Origin of the sequence: Stackebrandtia sp., assembly GCF_035643755.1 — a bacterium.
Lineage (GTDB): Bacteria > Actinomycetota > Actinomycetes > Mycobacteriales > Micromonosporaceae > Stackebrandtia.
Genome location: NZ_DASQPW010000323.1, coordinates 1 through 12,599 on the forward strand (window position 1 = coordinate 1; position 12,599 = coordinate 12,599).

Genomic DNA, 12,599 nt, shown 5'->3' on the forward strand with positions numbered 1-12,599 from the left:
TTCCGTCGCCCTCGGTGCTGGTGTAGACGCCGTCGACGGTGCCGTCCTCGTTGGTGTCGACCTCGACGGTGTCGGCGTTGCCGTCGCCGTCGGTGTCCAGGACCTCGGTGTCGGCCTTGCCGTCGTAGTCGGTGTCGGCGACCTCGGTGTCAACCTGTCCGTCGCCGTCGGTGTCAGCGTCGATGACGTCGACGTTGCCGTCGCCGTTGGTGTCGTAGAGAACCTCGTCGGCCTGGCCGTCACCGTCCGTGTCGGCCTCGACGGTGTCAATGTTGCCGTCGCCGTCGGAGTCGATCAGGTGCTCGTCGTACTGGCCATCGCCGTCGGAGTCGTAGTACGCGGTGCCATCGTCGTCAATAACGCCGTCGGCAGCCCCGTCGTGGTCGCTGTCGACATAGGTGCCATCGTCGGTCGCCATGGTGTCGTCGTTCACGCCGTCGCCGTCCAGGTCCACGGTGTCGTAGTGGTCGTCCTGGGTGTCGTCAGGGGTGTCGCCGTCGTAGTCGCTCATCGTTCTTTCTCCCAGTTGGTGGTGTTGTGTGCTGTACTGCCGACGACATTACGCAGTCCGCAGGGCACCTGAAATCCCCAAATAGTGCCACCGTCGGGGCAATGACCTTCGGGGGTTCGGACAGAGATTACAGCCGCCGATGGAACCGTATGCACAGGCCAGGGCCGATACTGGGGGCGTGAGCGATCATGAGGATGACACGTCGCCTGGCATCGTCGCGGCCTCGCTGGACCCGAAGCGGCTGCGGGAGGTGGGCAAAACGCCCGACTACCGCTTCTCGCTGGCCAACGAACGCACGTTCTTGGCCTGGCTTCGCACGGCGTTGGCGCTGGTCGGCGGCGGCATCGCCGTGGCCCAGTTCCTGCCGAAGCACAGCCTCCGCGAGGCCCTGGCGGCCGTGTTGATGGTGGTGGGCGCGGCCTGCGCGGTGCGGGCGGTCGTGTACTGGACGGCCTGCGAACGGGCGATGCGGCTGCGGCGCGATCTTCCCGCTTCCCGATTTCCGACGATGCTGGCGGCGCTGGTGTGCGTGGGTGCACTGGCCCTGCTGGTCGCGGTGGTGAGCGGGGCGTTTCAGCGGTGAGCGAGACCCAGCCCGAGAGGACGCGGCTCGCCTGGCGGCGTTCGGTGTTGACGGCGACCGTGGTGGCGTTGTTGTCGGTGCGATACGCCCTCCACCACGGCCCGACCCCGTGGGGCATCGCGTTGGCCAGCCTCATCGCGCTGACATGGCTGACGTTTCTCGTCGGCGTACAGCGACGGATCAGGACCATGGACGGACCGAGCCCTGGGGCGATGCGTCCGCCGTGGCCCGCCCTGGCGGGGGCGACCGTGGTGGCGATGGCGTTGCTGGCGGGGGCGACGCTGTGGTGAGTCTTTCTGGCGACGAGTGATCAGACTCCACCCATCCCGCCCGAGATCCTCACCAAGCTCGGCGTCCCCGACGCCGCCCAGGTCCGCGACAAGCTCCGTACCCTTACCCCACATAGTGGACGGCACTAGCCTCGATCGTGCACACTGCAACATGTGACGCCCCACACCCCTGAAGCAAGCCAACCGCCCCCGCCCTCGGGACCGCCCGCGTTGCGGGCGTTGCAGGGCAGCATGCGCAATCCCGTGCCCGTGATCCTGGCGGGTGTGGGCCTGGTGCTCGTGGCGGTGTCGCTCTTCATGCCGTTGGCCAAGTACTCCGACGGGAAGAACTCACCGATCCCGTTCTACTACTTCAACGGATTGCAGACGGCCTCCATCGACACGAACATCGCGCTGGATCCCGCGATACCGCTGCTGGTGCTCGTCGTGGCCGCGACCGTCGCGATGGCGTCCTCCCCGCGGTGGGTGACCTTTGGGCGGCTGGCGGCCATCGGGTGTGGCGTCGTCGTCATCGCCGCCGAGGCGAGTCGGGCGCACACCTGGAAGGTCAACCTGGTGCAGATCATGAGGGAGGCCGGGGGGACGGGCGCGGACGGCGGCCCCGATTACTCCAAGGCGCTCGAACAGGCCCGCATCAGCTACGGGGCGGGGTTGTGGCTGCTCGTCATCGGCGTCGTCGTTCTCGCCGGGTCCGTCATGTTCATTCGCGTGGCGACGCCGGTCCCCGATGCCCGCGAGATTCCGCCGCAGGGCACGGGCCCGACGCCCGTGCCGAGGCCCGTCGACGCCGACCCGATGGGCATCGCGGTGAACGACGATCCACCGTCCCTTTCGATCTATGAACCGCCGAAGGAGCAGTAAACCGTCGTACCGCTCACACTCGCCCACCGTGACAAGGCATCATGTTGCCATGACTGAACCGTCTCCCCAACACTCCGATTACACGGCGGCACAGCAGCAGCAGGCCGCCGCTTATGCCCAACAGCAGCAGGCCGCGTACGCCGCCCAGCAACAGCAGGCGGCCTATGCCCAGCAGAACTATGGCCCGACCTTCTTCGACAAGGTGAAGATCGACCCGATGACGTTCGGCCTGGCCGCGGGCGGGGCGGCGGCGCTGTTGCTGTCGGCCCTGATCCACGGTGCGGGCGACTCCAGCCTGATTCTGATGCTGCGGGTGCTGTCGCCGTGGTCGTTGGCGCCGATCTACGGGATTCTCGTGGTCACCGCCGTCGCCATCACGACGGGGGCGAAGTACCGCAATGCGTACCGCGCCATCGTGCTCGGGCTGTCGGCGCTGGAGATCGGCACCACGATGTCGATCTTCCTGACCGACACCAAGAAGGACTCGTCCATGCCCTCGGGCATCGACGGATCGACCTCGTCGGGCGGGGTCGACGCCAGCAACGCCGCGAGCGTCATCGGCATCATCCTGTACATCATCGCGATCGCGCTGTTCGTGGCCGCGACCATCACCAAGAAGGACCTGGGCGCCGCCGCCGCGGCGCCGCACGCCGCGCAGCCGACCGGGATGATCCCGACCGCGCAGCCGCAGGCCACCGGCCCGATTCAGCAGCAGTACCCGACCGAGCCGCCTACGAACTGGCAGCAGCAGCCCCCGCAGCAGTAGCGGCCAGCTCGTAGACCCGCACGTGGATGGCGCTGCGCTGCTGCAATGCGGCGCGCAGCGCCCTGTGCAGTCCGTCCTCAAGGTAGAGATTGCCCTGCCAGGACACCACGTGCGGGAACAGGTCACCGTAGAAAGTGGAGTCTTCGGCGAGCAGCTTGTCGAGGGCGAGTTCGCGCTTGGTGGTGACCAATTCGTCCAGGCGTATCGAGCGCGGCGGAACCCGCGCCCATTCCTTCAGGGTCAAACCGTGTTCGGGGTACGGACGGCCGTTGCGAACCTCTTTGAAGATCATCGATGCCCCCTCCTGGCCATGATCGTTTCCTTTACGCGTCTGGCTACATGAGGAACCAAGTATGCCCGCGCCCGTGGGGGTGCGGCCGTTCGCGGTGGGGTTAGCGGGCGCGGCGCGGGGTGATGCCCCAGGTGCCCGACCACAGGTCGCCGGGGGACAGCGTGACCACGTCGGTTCCGCTGCTCAGGGCGTTGGGAGGGCAGGACATCGGCTCGATCGCGAGGCAGCGGCGGCGCCGTTCGCCGTCCAGGGTGTCGCCCGTGTAGAGGTGCAGCCAGCCGAAGGACTCGTCGAACCAGAACGTGACGGCCTCGGTGTCGTCGGCCGAGGCGAGCTCGACGCGGGCGTTGCGGTCGTCGTCGCGTTGCAGGTCGCCGAAGGTGGTGTCCAGGACGGTGTCGCCGATGGCCGTGGCCTCGGTGAAGGTCGCGGTGGTGTCGCCCGTGGGGAGCTTGCGGTCGTCGACGACCAGCTGGGTCTTGGCGGGGACGCGCAGCTTCCACTCGGACATCGGGGAACCCGGGACGGTCAGGTACGGGTGCACGCCGAGCCCGAAGGGGCAGGCGTGGGTGCCGACGTTGCTGACGGTGTGGACGGCGCGCAATCCGTAGGGGCCCACCGACCAGCGGGTGCGCAGCACCAGCGGGTACGGGAATCCGGGCTGCGCGGGCAGGGCGCATTCCACGGTGACCGAGGAGTCGGAGACGTCCACGCCGCGCCAGCGCACCCAGCCGACCAGGCCGTGCAGCGCGGTGCGAGTGGACGGTTCGTTCAGGGCGAGCTGGTAGTCGCGCCCGTCGAAGTGGTACTGGCCGTCGGCCAGGCGGCCGGGCCACGGCGCCAGGGTGTGGCCCGCCCAGCCCGGGGCGATCTCGTCGTCGCCGTAGGAGTCGATATAGGACTTTCCGTCGACGGTGAATCCGCGCAGGCCACCGCCCACGGAGGCGATGACGGCGTCCCGTCCGGCATAACTGATCGTCCACTGTTCTCCCGACAACGACATTTGGCAATCTCCGTACATTGAGGAGTAGTAAGTTCCGCTGCGGCGGCAACGAAACAAGATCCGCGCGACCAGCACGCCTGCCACATCGGCCGCAACAGACTAAGGAAAGCTTATTGGCTCACGGCGCCAAGCGCTCGACCACCCAGCCATCATTTTCGTCGCGTTGATAACGCAAGCGATCATGCAGCCGGTCGCGGCGCCCCTGCCAGAATTCGACCGTCCGCGGCTCCACCCGGTACCCGCCCCAGTGCGGCGGGGCCGGGACCTCGTCGCCGAAGCGGCGGCCCATCGCCTCGACCTCGGCGTCCAGTTCGGCCCGCGAGCCCAGCCGCCGCGACTGCGCCGACGCCCACGCCGCCAGCTGCGAACCGCGGGGACGGGTCGCGAAGTAATCCTCGGTCTCGGCGCGCGGCACCCGCGCCGCCGCGCCGCACACCCGCACCTGGCGGTGCGCGATGTACCACCCGAACAGGAGGCTCACCTCGGGGTTGCCCGCGATCTGGCGGCCCTTGTCGGATTCGTAGTTGGTGAAGAAGGTGAAGCCGCGCTCGTCCACGGCCTTGAGCAGGACGGTGCGCTGCTGGGGGCGGCCCTGTGCGTCCACCGTGGCCAGCACCATCGCGTTGGCCTCGGTGGCCTCGCTGTCGCGGGCGGCGTCGAACCAGCCACGGAACTGGGTGATCGGGTCAGCGGCGGCGTCGGCCTCGTCCAGGGACGGGCTGGAGTAGTCGCGCCTCAGCTGGGAAAGATCATCGGATCGCGTCACCCGTCCAGACTGCCACCGCCCGAGCGCACCCGGAACGGGGCCGTAACGGTATGGCAACGATTTTCGCCTCGCCGATTCGCGCGGCCCGAACCGTTAAGTCTGGCACAGTGAACGGGGAGGGGGCGCGCCGCGGGAGGCGCCAGAAGGTGCATTTGGGTTCATTTCCTCCCAGGACGATGCGCGATTTTGCGTGGCATTGAGCCCTGCGTGCACGACCGCACGCGGCGAGGGGGCAAGATGATTGGACCAACATCCGTACCGCCGGGTAGCCCGGCGAGACAAGCGCATCCGTATCTCGAGGAGAACACCACGATGTCAGATTTCACACCGGGTTTGGAGGGCGTGGTCGCCTTCGAAACCGAGATCGCCGAACCAGATAAGCAGGGCGGGTCCCTGCGATATCGCGGCGTGGACATCGAGGACCTCATCGGCCACGTCTCCTATGGACACGTGTGGGGCCTGCTGGTGGACGGCGCCTTCGGCCCGGGTCTTCCGCCCGCCGAACCGTTCCCGGTACCGGTGCACACCGGCGACATTCGGGTGGACGTGCAGTCCGCCGTGGCGATGCTCAAGCCGTACTGGGGTCTGGGACAGCTGCTGGACATCAGCGACCAGAAGGCCCGCGAGGACCTGGCCCGGGTGTCGGTCACCGCCCTGTCCTATGTGGCGCAATCGGCCCGCGGCGTGGGGCGACCCGCGATCCCGCAAAAGGAGATCGACAAGTCCGACACGATCGTGGAGCGGTTCATGCGCCGCTGGCGCGGCGAGCCTGACCCCCGGCATGTCAAGGCAGTCGACGCGTACTTCATCTCCGCCGCCGAGCACGGCATGAACGCCTCCACCTTCACCGCGCGGGTCGTCGCCTCCACCGGCGCGGACGTCGCGGCGTGCATCTCCTCCGGGATCGGCGCACTGTCGGGCCCGCTGCACGGCGGCGCCCCGTCCCGCGTGCTTCACATGCTCGAGGAGGTGGAGCGGATCGGCGACGCCGAGACCTACGTCCGCGACCTGCTGGACCGCGGCGAGCGCCTGATGGGCTTCGGGCACCGGGTGTACCGGGCCGAGGACCCGCGGGCGCGCATGCTGCGCCGCACCGCCCGCGAGCTGGGCGCCGAGCGCTTCGAGGTCGCCGAGGCCCTGGAGAAGGCGGCGCTGGCGGAGCTCAAGGCCCGCAAGCCCGACCGCGTGCTGGCCACCAATGTGGAGTTCTGGTCGGCGGTGGTGCTGGACTTCGCCCAGGTGCCCGCCGACATGTTCACCGCGATGTTCACCTGCGCGCGGGTGGGCGGCTGGAGCGCCCACATCCTGGAGCAGAAGAAGCTCGGCCGCCTGGTGCGGCCCAGCGCCAAGTACGTCGGCCCCGGGCCCCGCAAGCCCGAGACGGTGGACGGCTGGTCCTCCGTGGCGGCGTAGCGGCGTCGAACGACTTCTCGGTGGTCTGGGCCATGGCGGCCCGGACCACCTTTTTTGCGTGACGGTTCGCGTGCGAAGATGGGGCTCCGGCAGCGCCGCCGTACCCCTTTCGTCACGTTCGCCAGATAAAGGAGATGTCGCGGTGGCCGAGATCCGCGTTCCCACAGAATTGCTGCCCGCCGACGGACGGTTCGGCAGCGGTCCCAGCAAGGTCCCGAATCGCGCCGTCGAGGCGCTGGCCTCCATCGCGCCGGAGCTCCTGGGCACGTCGCACCGCCAGGCGCGGGTGCGCGACCAGGTGGCCCGGCTGCGCGGCGGCCTGGCCGAGTTCTTCGGGCTTCCCGACGGCTACGAGGTGGTGCTGGGCAACGGCGGCACCACGGCGTTTTGGGAGGCGGCGGTCTTCGGGCTGATCCGCGACCGCGCCCAGCTGGCCAGCTTCGGCGAGTTCGGTTCCAAGTTCGCCAAGGCGGTGGCCGCGGCGCCGTTCCTGTCGGACCCGACCGTGGTGAAGGGCGAGCCCGGCTCCGCCGCGCTGCTGTCGGCGGAGAACGGCGTGGACGTCTACGGCACGCCGCACAACGAGACCTCCACGGGCGTGGCGGTTCCCGTGAAGCGGGTCGGCGGCGACGCGCTGATGCTGCACGACGCCACGTCGGCGGCCGGTGGCCTGGACTTCGACCCGGCCGACACCGACGTGTACTACCTGGCGCCGCAGAAGGGTCTGGCCTCCGACGGCGGGCTGTGGATCGCGCTGATGTCGCCCGCCGCCCTGGCGCGCGTCGAGGAGATCGCCGCGACGGGTCGTTACATCCCGGAGTTCCTCAGCCTGTCCACCGCGGTGGACAACTCCCGCAAGGAGCAGACCTACAACACCCCGGCCCTGGCCACGATCTTCCTGGCCGCCGAGCAGGTCGACGCCATGAACGCCGCGGGCGGGCTGGCTCAGGCCGCGGCGCGCTGCGCCGACAGCGCCTCTCGGCTGTACACCTGGGCGGACAAGTCGCCGTACGCCGAGCCGTTCGTCACCGACGTCGACCTTCGCTCCAATGTGGTCGCCACCATCGACTTCGGCGAGGACGTGGACGCGAAGGAGCTCGCGAAGGTGTTGCGCGCCAACGGAATCCTCGACACCGAGCCCTACCGCAAGCTGGGCCGCAACCAGCTGCGCATCGCGATGTACCCGGCCGTCGACCCGGCCGACGTCTCCGCGCTCACCGAGTCGATCGACTACGTCGTCGAGCGCCTCTAGCAGCCGCCTGCAAGCAGGCGGCTGATTGGTGGCAAGGCGGAGGAGGAGCTGGTGCTTTACGCACTCGCGACGACGACAACGCCGCCAGCGGGCAGATTGGACGCCCGCGGGTAGCGGCTAGTGATCGGTGTGGTGGGGGCCGCGCACGACGATGCCCGCGGCCTCCAGCTCGCCCTCCACGCGCAGCCGCTCCATGTCGGCGTCGGTGCCCGAGACCTGGTTGAGGTATTGGGCGACGCCGACCGTGGCGCAGGCCTGGCGCAGCAGCAGGTCGTAGCGGTCGGTGAGTTCGCCGCGGCGCTGGACCGCGGTCAGCGGGGTGTCGGTGATCTCGGCGGCGAGGGCGCGCAGCCGTTCGGCGGTCTCCTCCAGCGGGGGGTTGGCGGGATGGCCCGGGCGCAGCCGAGCGACCGTGTGGTTGGCGCGGTCGGCGGCCTCGTCGGCGTTGACGATCATCCAGGCGATCAGGCAGGGCAGGCTGGCGAGGCTCACCAGGGCCACGCCGACGATCGTGAATCTCGCAACGTCCACAGCTACCTTCCCTCAGAGACTTCTCAGCCGGTGAATTCCGACAGTAGTTCGTAGAACCCCTTGGCCGCATCGGCATTTCCGTCCACAGTCACCGAGTCGTAGGGCGCGCGACGCCACAGCCACAGCAGGACGTCGGCGGGCTCCCCCGAGACGGTGGCGACCGCGCCGTCGCCGGCCCCCTCGGTGACCTCGGCGTTCCCGTCGGGCGTCGGGCGCACCAGCCAGGACCTGCCGCCGCTGCTCACGGCGATCGGCGCGGTGAGCAGCTTGGTGACGTGGTCGGTGACGTGTTCGTGCCACTTGACGCTGGACCAGCCGAGGAAGATCGCCAGGAGCTCGTCGATGCCATCGACGGCCAGGTCGGCGTCGATCGGGCTGAGCGCCACGGCGGAGGCCTGTTCGGCGTCGACCCGGTGGATCACCGTCTCCTGTGCCATGCGGCGGATCCAGAAGCCCACGGTCTGGTCGGGGTCGTACCAGGTGTAGGCGGCGTCCGAGGGCTGTCGGGCGGTGAACTCGGCGAGCAGGTCCCCCAGCGCGTGTCGCAGTTGCGTCAGCGGCGGCGTGTCCCCGGTCTTCTCCGGCGGCCAGTTCTCGGGCTTGCCGTTGCGCATGCATTCGGTCTTGTGGTTGTACACCATCGCGACGTGTTCGAGCAGGTCAGCGTTGGTCCATTCAGGACATGAAGGTACCCCGGCGTCCAGTTTGCCGTCGGCGGCCTCGGCGAGCTTGGCGGCGTCCGAGGTCAGACACGAAGTCAGTTGGATGAAGTCCATGGGCCCAGTCTTGCAGCCGCCTGCGACACGCGGCCGGTTCCTACTCCCAAAGGTAGACAACGGACGGTCGCCGCGTCCCACCCAGTGGGCGACACGCGGTGACGCCGCCAACAATCCTCTGGCGTCCCGGACGCGAAAAAGGTTAGGATCGGTAAGCGTTTTCGCCCCTTACAACCCCAGGAGGCCGACCCGGAGCCCATGAGAAGACAGCTGGCCGACACTTTTCGTTCCCTGCGCGTTCGCAACTATCGGCTCTTCGCCGCCGGCCAGCTGACCTCGCTGCTTGGGCGCTGGATGCAGATCGTCTCCATCGACTGGCTCGTCCTGCAGCTGTCGGGGAACTCCGGCTCGGCCCTCGGATTCGTCACCGCGTTCCAGTTCCTGCCCGTGCTGCTGCTCAGCCTCACCGGTGGCAAGCTCGCCGATCGTTACAACAAGCGCCGCATGCTGCTGATCTTCAACAGCGCCTGGCTGGTGCTGTCGGCGTCCATGGCCACCCTGGTGCTGTCCGGCGCGATCCAGCTGTGGCACGTCTTCGTGTTCTCGGCGGTGCTCGGCGTGGTCAACGCGCTGGAGAACCCCGTCCGCCAGTCCTTTGTGTCCGAACTGGTCGGCACCGAGCTGCTTCCCAACGCCCTGTCGCTGTCGTCGGCGACGTTCAACAGCGCCCGCATCATCGGCCCGGCCATCGCCGGCGGCCTGATCGCGTTCTTCGGCACCGGCACCGTCATCGCCATCAACGCGGTCGGGTACCTCGCGCCCCTGGTCTGCAACATGCTGATGAACCGCGACGACCTGCTGGTCCCCCACGCGATCCCCAAGGACACCCGGATCCGCGAGGGCGTCCGCTACACCCTGCGCCGCTCCGACCTGGTGCTGCCGCTGGTCCTGATGTTCATCATCGGCGGCGTCGGCTTCAACTTCCCCATCACCCTGGCGCTGCTGGCCAAGACGGTGTTCCACACCGGACCGTCCACATTCGGCCTGCTCACCACCGCGCTGGCCTCCGGCGCCCTCGCCGGGGCCCTGTACAGCTCGAAGCGCCGCGGGCGGCCCACCGCCAACGTGGTGATCGGCACCGCGGGGGCGTTCAGCGCCCTGGAGACCCTGGTGGGGGTCGCGCCGTCGTTCATCACCGCGTCCCTGGTGCTGATCCCCTGTGGATTCGCGATGAGCTTCCTGGGACAGGCCGCCAACCAGCGCATCCAGCTCGGCGTCGACGCCGACCACCGGGGACGCGTCATGGCGCTGTACGTCATGGTGTTCCTGGGTTCCACCCCGATCTTCGCCCCGCTGATCGGCTGGCTGTCGGAGCACGCCGGCCCGCGCTCGGGCCTGTGGCTCGGCGGCCTGGTCGGCGTGGTCACCGCGGCGGCCGCCTTCGCGGTGCGCTGCCGCCAGCGCGACGTCCGCATCAGCGTGACGATCCGCCCGCGCCCCAGGCTGATCCTCACCGAGGGCGCGGTGGAACGCGCCGCCTAATCCTCGGCCCAGCGGCGCCGGGCGAAGACCCAGCCCGCGGCACCCAGCAGGATCAGCGCGCAACCGATCCAGATCAGCGGCGTCAGGGCCAGACCCGTCACCGGCAGCCCGCTCGGGCGCGGGCCGGGTTCGGAGTGGTCGGCGGGCTTCGGGTGGTGGCCCGACGGTTTCGAAGCGCTCGGGCTCGGCGTGGCGCTCGAGATGTCGATGTCGCTGAAGCAGCCCGGTTCGTCGGCGTTTTGGCAGGTGGCGCGGGTGGAATCGGCGATGACGTCGTTGTTGAGCTTGCCGTCGCCCGACAGCGGGTCGTTGACGCGCACCTTGTAGGTGACCGTGGCCGACTGGCCGACGTCGAGATCGCCGGTCCACTCCACCTTCGGTTCCTTGTAGGTCACCGTGCCCGTGGTCGCCGTCGGCGCCCCGTCGGTGGTCGCGTCGTCCAGCACGTCGGACAGGTCGTCGCTGAAGTGGGCGCCGGGGGAGGCGACGCGGCCGACGTTCTTGGCGGTGACGGTGTAGGTCACCGTGTCGCCCGGCCTCACCCTGGTGGGGCTGGCCTTCTTGGTGACCTTGAGGTCCGGGGCGGGCACCGCCAGCGCGAGCTCCTGCACCACATAGGTGTCGCCGCTGGTCTTCAGCGTCAGGTCCGCCGAGGTCGCGCCGGCGGGGATCACGCTCTCGGGGACGTCGACCTGCTTGGCGTCCACGTCGAGGTTGTTGGCGTAATTGGGCGACTGTGGACCGTCGGAGGCGCTGATGAAGAAGTTGTTGGTGGCGCCGGTGTGCGGCTCGGCCAGGTTGGTGCCGTTGACGGCGAAGCGGTCGCCCGCGGTGGCGCGGTCGCCCTCGTAGCCGGTGACGCTGGCGCGCACCGGGTCGTCGCCGATCCGGTAGAAGCCGCTGACCTTCGTGGTCAGTTCGGGGTCGCGGGAGCGCTGCACCACGTGGCCGCCGTACACGTACACCTCGTGCTTGTCCATGTCGGAGGCGACCTTCGCCTCCGGGTACGCGTACACCACCACCAGCGACCAGCCGCCGACGCAGCCCAGTCCGTCGGGCGCCCAGACGTTGCCGACCTTCACGGTGGTGTCGCCGGTCGCCGAGGCGAGCTGCTTGGTGACCTCGGCCTCGGCGGTGTAGTAGTGCGGACCGTTGAGGTCCGTCTCGTCCGAGTAGATCCGCGGCGACACCGACGCGGCGCCGTTGCCCGCGTCCACCAGCACCGGGGTGCTTCCGGGGTCGCCCGACGGCGTCGTGACGTCACCCTTCTGCGTGATGTCGCAACGGTTCAGGACCGAACCGCTGGGCCCCTTATAGGTGCCGTCGTTGCCGCCCCAGAACAGCCGCGCGTAGTCGACCTTCGCTCCACTGGGGATCGGCACGGTGGCCGAGCTCGAGTTGAACGCGCCGCTCATGGACGCGAAGTTCTCGCCGCGCATCGCGAACTCGTTGTTGGTGGACGTTCCCTGGCCCTGCTGGGTCGCGGCGCACTTGGCGGCCACGTCGGCCGGGGTCGCCGGGCAGCCCTGCACCGTGTTGCCGACCGTCTCGAAGTCGCCGTACAGCGACTTGTGGTAACGGATCTCGAACGGCTTGACGATCACGGCGTGCGCCGGCGGGGCGGCGCCGACCGCGGCCACCATGGTCGCCGCGCACGCGACCGCGATCGAAGACACCAGGGAACGGACGGGACGCATGGCGATACAACCTCAATTGGACGGCAAGGATTCGTCCGCAGGCTATCGGCGCGAACCGTCCAAATCGCTCATTTGTGACGGCGATTCGCGGCGCGTGACCCCTTTAGGGTGCGCTGGAGCGCGGGGCGGCGTCGCTGCCGAACAGGACGTCCTCCCAGGCGGGAAGCCGGTTGCGCGGCTTGGAGGCCGCGGCCACCGCCAGCGGCGACTCCTCGTTGTCGTCGTCGGTGTCGGCGGCGATGTCGGCACGCCGCGGCCGCAGCACCGCCAGCGATGGCACCGCGGGGGTGTCCTTCACCTCGGCGGGTTCCGAACCGGGCAGGCCCAGCACCCCGGACGGGCGCTCGCCGCGGGCCGGGTCGCCCAGCGGGCGCTC

The 12,599-nt window shown here is 69.1% G+C and carries 14 protein-coding genes and 1 pseudogene; 7 read left to right on the forward strand and 8 right to left on the reverse strand.

Annotated features, from left to right (window positions below):
• The coding region (locus VE172_RS25185; RefSeq protein WP_324804770.1) for a hypothetical protein at positions 1-511 on the reverse strand (511 nt) is incomplete at its 3' end.
• Between the two features lie 178 nt (positions 512-689).
• Between VE172_RS25185 and VE172_RS25190 the strand changes: the two genes are divergently transcribed.
• From VE172_RS25190 to VE172_RS25205, 4 genes are all read left to right on the forward strand, one after another.
• Entirely contained in the window at positions 690-1,094 is a 405-nt protein-coding gene (locus tag VE172_RS25190; RefSeq protein WP_324804771.1) for a YidH family protein, read from the forward strand.
• On the forward strand, positions 1,091-1,384 hold the full coding sequence (locus VE172_RS25195) for a DUF202 domain-containing protein (RefSeq protein ID WP_324804772.1): 294 nt from the start codon (positions 1,091-1,093) through the stop codon (positions 1,382-1,384). The genes VE172_RS25190 and VE172_RS25195 overlap by 4 nt, the downstream gene beginning before the upstream one ends.
• Before the next feature lie 153 nt (positions 1,385-1,537).
• Positions 1,538-2,245, forward strand: coding sequence for a hypothetical protein (locus VE172_RS25200; protein WP_324804773.1), 708 nt, complete (start codon positions 1,538-1,540; stop codon positions 2,243-2,245).
• A gap of 49 nt (positions 2,246-2,294) precedes the next feature.
• Positions 2,295-3,011, forward strand: a complete 717-nt coding sequence (locus VE172_RS25205) for a hypothetical protein (protein ID WP_324804774.1) — start codon at positions 2,295-2,297, stop codon at positions 3,009-3,011.
• Here the strand turns inward: VE172_RS25205 and VE172_RS25210 are convergent.
• From VE172_RS25210 to pdxH, 3 genes are all read right to left on the reverse strand, one after another.
• On the reverse strand, positions 2,977-3,303 hold the full coding sequence (locus VE172_RS25210; protein ID WP_324804775.1) for a type II toxin-antitoxin system VapB family antitoxin: 327 nt from the start codon (positions 3,301-3,303) through the stop codon (positions 2,977-2,979). The two genes, VE172_RS25205 and VE172_RS25210, sit on opposite strands and share 35 nt — an antisense overlap.
• A gap of 100 nt (positions 3,304-3,403) precedes the next feature.
• Positions 3,404-4,306, reverse strand: a complete 903-nt coding sequence (locus VE172_RS25215; RefSeq protein WP_324804777.1) for an aldose 1-epimerase family protein — start codon at positions 4,304-4,306, stop codon at positions 3,404-3,406.
• Between the two features lie 118 nt (positions 4,307-4,424).
• Positions 4,425-5,072, reverse strand: a complete 648-nt coding sequence (gene pdxH, locus VE172_RS25220) for a pyridoxamine 5'-phosphate oxidase (RefSeq protein ID WP_324804778.1) — start codon at positions 5,070-5,072, stop codon at positions 4,425-4,427.
• A 312-nt stretch (positions 5,073-5,384) separates the two neighbouring features.
• On the opposite strand from pdxH, the gene VE172_RS25225 reads away from it, so the two are divergent.
• Together VE172_RS25225 and serC are read left to right on the forward strand one after the other, a co-directional pair.
• The gene (locus VE172_RS25225; protein ID WP_324804779.1) at positions 5,385-6,485 is read left to right on the forward strand and encodes a citrate synthase 2; all 1,101 of its coding nucleotides are present in this window, start codon (positions 5,385-5,387) and stop codon (positions 6,483-6,485) included.
• Between the two features lie 142 nt (positions 6,486-6,627).
• Positions 6,628-7,737 (forward strand): phosphoserine transaminase, encoded by a 1,110-nt coding sequence (serC, locus tag VE172_RS25230; RefSeq protein ID WP_324804780.1) that lies wholly within the window; start codon positions 6,628-6,630, stop codon positions 7,735-7,737.
• Between the two features lie 117 nt (positions 7,738-7,854).
• Here serC and VE172_RS25235 read toward each other — a convergent pair whose 3' ends face one another.
• Both VE172_RS25235 and VE172_RS25240 read right to left on the reverse strand, forming a co-directional pair.
• Entirely contained in the window at positions 7,855-8,268 is a 414-nt protein-coding gene (locus VE172_RS25235) for a hypothetical protein (protein WP_324804781.1), read from the reverse strand.
• A 23-nt stretch (positions 8,269-8,291) separates the two neighbouring features.
• On the reverse strand, positions 8,292-9,044 hold the full coding sequence (locus VE172_RS25240; RefSeq protein ID WP_324804782.1) for a maleylpyruvate isomerase family mycothiol-dependent enzyme: 753 nt from the start codon (positions 9,042-9,044) through the stop codon (positions 8,292-8,294).
• Positions 9,045-9,242: 198 nt separating this feature from the next.
• Here VE172_RS25240 and VE172_RS25245 point away from each other — a divergent pair, with 198 nt between their 5' ends.
• Positions 9,243-10,526, forward strand: coding sequence for an MFS transporter (locus VE172_RS25245; RefSeq protein WP_324804783.1), 1,284 nt, complete (start codon positions 9,243-9,245; stop codon positions 10,524-10,526).
• Here VE172_RS25245 and VE172_RS25250 read toward each other — a convergent pair.
• Together VE172_RS25250 and VE172_RS25255 are read right to left on the reverse strand one after the other, a co-directional pair.
• Positions 10,523-12,223 carry a DUF7927 domain-containing protein gene (locus tag VE172_RS25250; protein WP_324804784.1) on the reverse strand — a complete coding sequence of 567 codons (1,701 nt, stop codon included), beginning with the start codon at positions 12,221-12,223 and terminating at the stop codon, positions 10,523-10,525. The genes VE172_RS25245 and VE172_RS25250 overlap by 4 nt on opposite strands.
• 103 nt (positions 12,224-12,326) lie before the next feature.
• A pseudogene (locus VE172_RS25255) lies at positions 12,327-12,599 on the reverse strand (septation protein SepH); the annotation flags it as partial.

Bases quoted from the DNA above. Each gene is read 5' to 3' on its own strand.
- VE172_RS25205 (WP_324804774.1), top strand. From the start codon at position 2,295: ATGACTGAACCGTCTCCCCAACACTCCGATTACACGGCGGCACAGCAG.
- VE172_RS25210 (WP_324804775.1), bottom strand. From the start codon at position 3,303: ATGATCTTCAAAGAGGTTCGCAACGGCCGTCCGTACCCCGAACACGGT.
- VE172_RS25215 (WP_324804777.1), bottom strand. From the start codon at position 4,306: ATGTCGTTGTCGGGAGAACAGTGGACGATCAGTTATGCCGGACGGGAC.
- VE172_RS25225 (WP_324804779.1), top strand. From the start codon at position 5,385: ATGTCAGATTTCACACCGGGTTTGGAGGGCGTGGTCGCCTTCGAAACC.
- VE172_RS25240 (WP_324804782.1), bottom strand. From the start codon at position 9,044: ATGGACTTCATCCAACTGACTTCGTGTCTGACCTCGGACGCCGCCAAG.
- VE172_RS25245 (WP_324804783.1), top strand. From the start codon at position 9,243: ATGAGAAGACAGCTGGCCGACACTTTTCGTTCCCTGCGCGTTCGCAAC.
- VE172_RS25250 (WP_324804784.1), bottom strand. From the start codon at position 12,223: ATGCGTCCCGTCCGTTCCCTGGTGTCTTCGATCGCGGTCGCGTGCGCG.